Source organism: Brevibacterium sp. HMSC07C04 (assembly GCF_001815905.1).
Lineage (GTDB): Bacteria > Actinomycetota > Actinomycetes > Actinomycetales > Brevibacteriaceae > Brevibacterium.
Genome location: NZ_KV823246.1, coordinates 1 through 2,548, shown reverse-complemented (window position 1 = coordinate 2,548; position 2,548 = coordinate 1). Strand labels below are relative to the sequence as shown.

At 69.4% G+C, this 2,548-nt stretch carries 2 protein-coding genes; both read left to right on the top strand.

Going from position 1 to position 2,548, the window contains the following annotated elements; all coding sequences use genetic code 11:
* Positions 1 to 148: 148 nt before the first annotated feature.
* A complete protein-coding gene (locus HMPREF3162_RS03275) occupies positions 149 to 724 on the top strand; it encodes a YdhK family protein (protein WP_070576917.1) in 576 nt (191 codons plus the stop codon).
* Between the two features lie 51 nt (positions 725 to 775).
* The coding region (locus HMPREF3162_RS03270) for a heavy metal translocating P-type ATPase (RefSeq protein WP_070776907.1) at positions 776 to 2,548 on the top strand (1,773 nt) is incomplete at its 3' end.

The window sequence follows — 2,548 nt, the reverse complement described above, 5'->3', positions numbered from 1 at the left end:
GGCGACGTCGGTGCCGGCGCCGATCGCGATGCCGCCGAGGCGGCCGGCCGCGGCGTCCGCAGCCCGCCCGGGAAGATCCGCCCCACCCCTTGACGGATACCCCCTAGGGGTATAGCGTCGAAGACGCAGACCGAAGGAAAGGAGATCCATGAAGCAGCGCCTCACAACAGCAGTCACCGCGGGAATCCTCGGAGGAGCCCTCGCCCTGTCCGGCTGCGGCGCCGGAGCAGACGATTCCGCAGAGGACAGCAGCCCGACGAACACCGCCGCGGGCAGCCACAGCGCAGGCGACCACTCGGACCACCCAGCCGACGGCGGTCCCGCACCGAAGGGCATCGACAAGGCCGAGTCTCCGAAGTACCCGGTCGGGACCGACGTGACGCTCACCGCTGACCACATGGAGGGCATGGACGGCGCGAAGGCCACCGTCGTCGGCGCATTCGACACCTACACCTACGCGGTGGACTACACCCCGACGACCGGCGGCGATCCGGTCAAGAACCACAAGTGGGTCGTCCAGCAGGAGATTGAGGACGCCGGCGACGAGCGCCTCGAGGACGGAGCCGACGTCACCCTCGAAGCCGAGCACATGGAGGGCATGAAGGGCGCGAAGGCTACGATCGCATCCTCCACTGACGAAACCGTCTACATGGTCGACTACGAAGCCGACGGCACGAAGATGAAGAACCACAAGTGGGTTGTCGAAAGCGAAATCAAGCCGTAGTCCTGAGACCGCTGAGGGCAGAGCAGACAGATTGAGGGGAAGCAGAGAGCGATGACGGATCACAGCGCACACCACCACGGCGGCTCCGCACACGAGGCCGAGCACAGCCACCACACCGGGCACAGCGACCACACCGGGCACGGCGGGCACGGCGATCACGTCGCCCAGTTCCGCCGGCTGTTCTGGATCAACCTGGTCATCGCGATCCCGGTGGTCGCCCTGTCGCCGATGTTCGCCGCGCTCATCGGCTACTCGGTGCCCGACTGGGCCGTCTGGGCCGCCGCGGTGCTCGGCACCGTCATGTACTTCTGGGGCGGCATCCCGTTCCTCACCGGCGCCTGGGACGAGCTAAAGAGCCGCAGCCCGGGGATGATGATGCTCATCGCCCTCGGCATCACGGTGGCGTTCCTCGCCTCGTGGGCCTCCACCCTCGGCCTCGTCGACCGAGAGCTGGAGTTCTGGTGGGAGCTGGCGATGCTCATCGTCATCATGCTGCTCGGACACTGGATCGAGATGCGCTCGCTGGCGCAGACGACGTCCGCCCTGGACTCCCTGGCCGCTCTCCTGCCCGATGAAGCCGAGCGCGTCGAGGGCGACGATGTCGTGACCGTCGACCCGGCTGAGCTCAGGGTCGGCGACGTCGTCATCGTCCGACCGGGCGGCAGCGTTCCCGCCGACGGCACCGTCGTCGACGGCCGCGCCGACATGGACGAATCGATGATCACGGGCGAATCGCGTCCCGTCTCCCGCGGCGAGGGCGATGCGGTCACCGCCGGCACCGTCGCCTCGGACTCGGGCCTGCGCGTGGAGATCACCGCCACCGGCGACGATACGGCCCTGGCCGGCATCAACCGGCTCGTCGCCGAAGCCCAGGGGTCCTCGTCGCGAGCCCAGCGGATCGCCGACCGCGCCGCGGCCCTCCTGTTCTGGTTCGCCCTCGGGGCCGCTCTCATCACGGCAGTGGTCTGGGCAATCGCCGGCAGTCCGGACGACGCCGTCACCCGCACCATCACAGTGCTCGTCATCGCCTGCCCGCACGCTCTGGGCCTGGCCATCCCGCTGGTCGTCTCGATCGCCACCGAGCGCGCGGCTCGGGGCGGAGTGCTCGTCAAGGACCGCCTGGCCATGGAGTCCATGCGCCAGGTCGATGCGGTTCTCTTCGACAAGACCGGCACGCTTACCAAGGGCGAACCGGTCGTCACCCGCGTCGAGCCTGTCGGCGATCTCGACGCCGACGAAGTGCTCTCCCTTGCAGCCTCCGCCGAAGCCGACAGCGAGCATCCCCTTGCCCGGGCCATCGTCGCAGCCGCCGAGGAGCGCGGACTGTCCTTTGAGGCCGGCACCGGCTTCAGCTCATCGCCCGCTGTCGGCGTCACCGCCGATGTCGCCGGCCGCGAGGTCCGCGTGGGCGGACCGCGGCTGCTCGAGGAGACCGGCCAGGATGAGGTCGAGACCGCTGAGGACTGGCGGGACGAAGGCGCCATCATCCTCCACGTCCTCCGGGACGGGCAGGTGGTCGGCGGGCTCAAGCTCGCCGACGAGGTTCGACCGGAGTCCCGCGATGCCGTCGACGCGCTGCACAGGCTGGGCATCGAGGTCGTCATGATCACCGGCGACGCCGAAGCGGTCGCCGTCGAGGTCGGCCGCGAGCTCGGCATCGACCGAGTCTTCGCCGGGGTGCGCCCCGAAGACAAGTCGGCTCGGGTCGCCCGCCTGCAGGAGGAGGGCAAGAAGGTCGCCATGGTCGGAGACGGCGTCAACGATGCTCCGGCGCTGGCGCAGGCCGATGTCGGCATCGCGATCGGCGCCGGCACCGACGTCGCC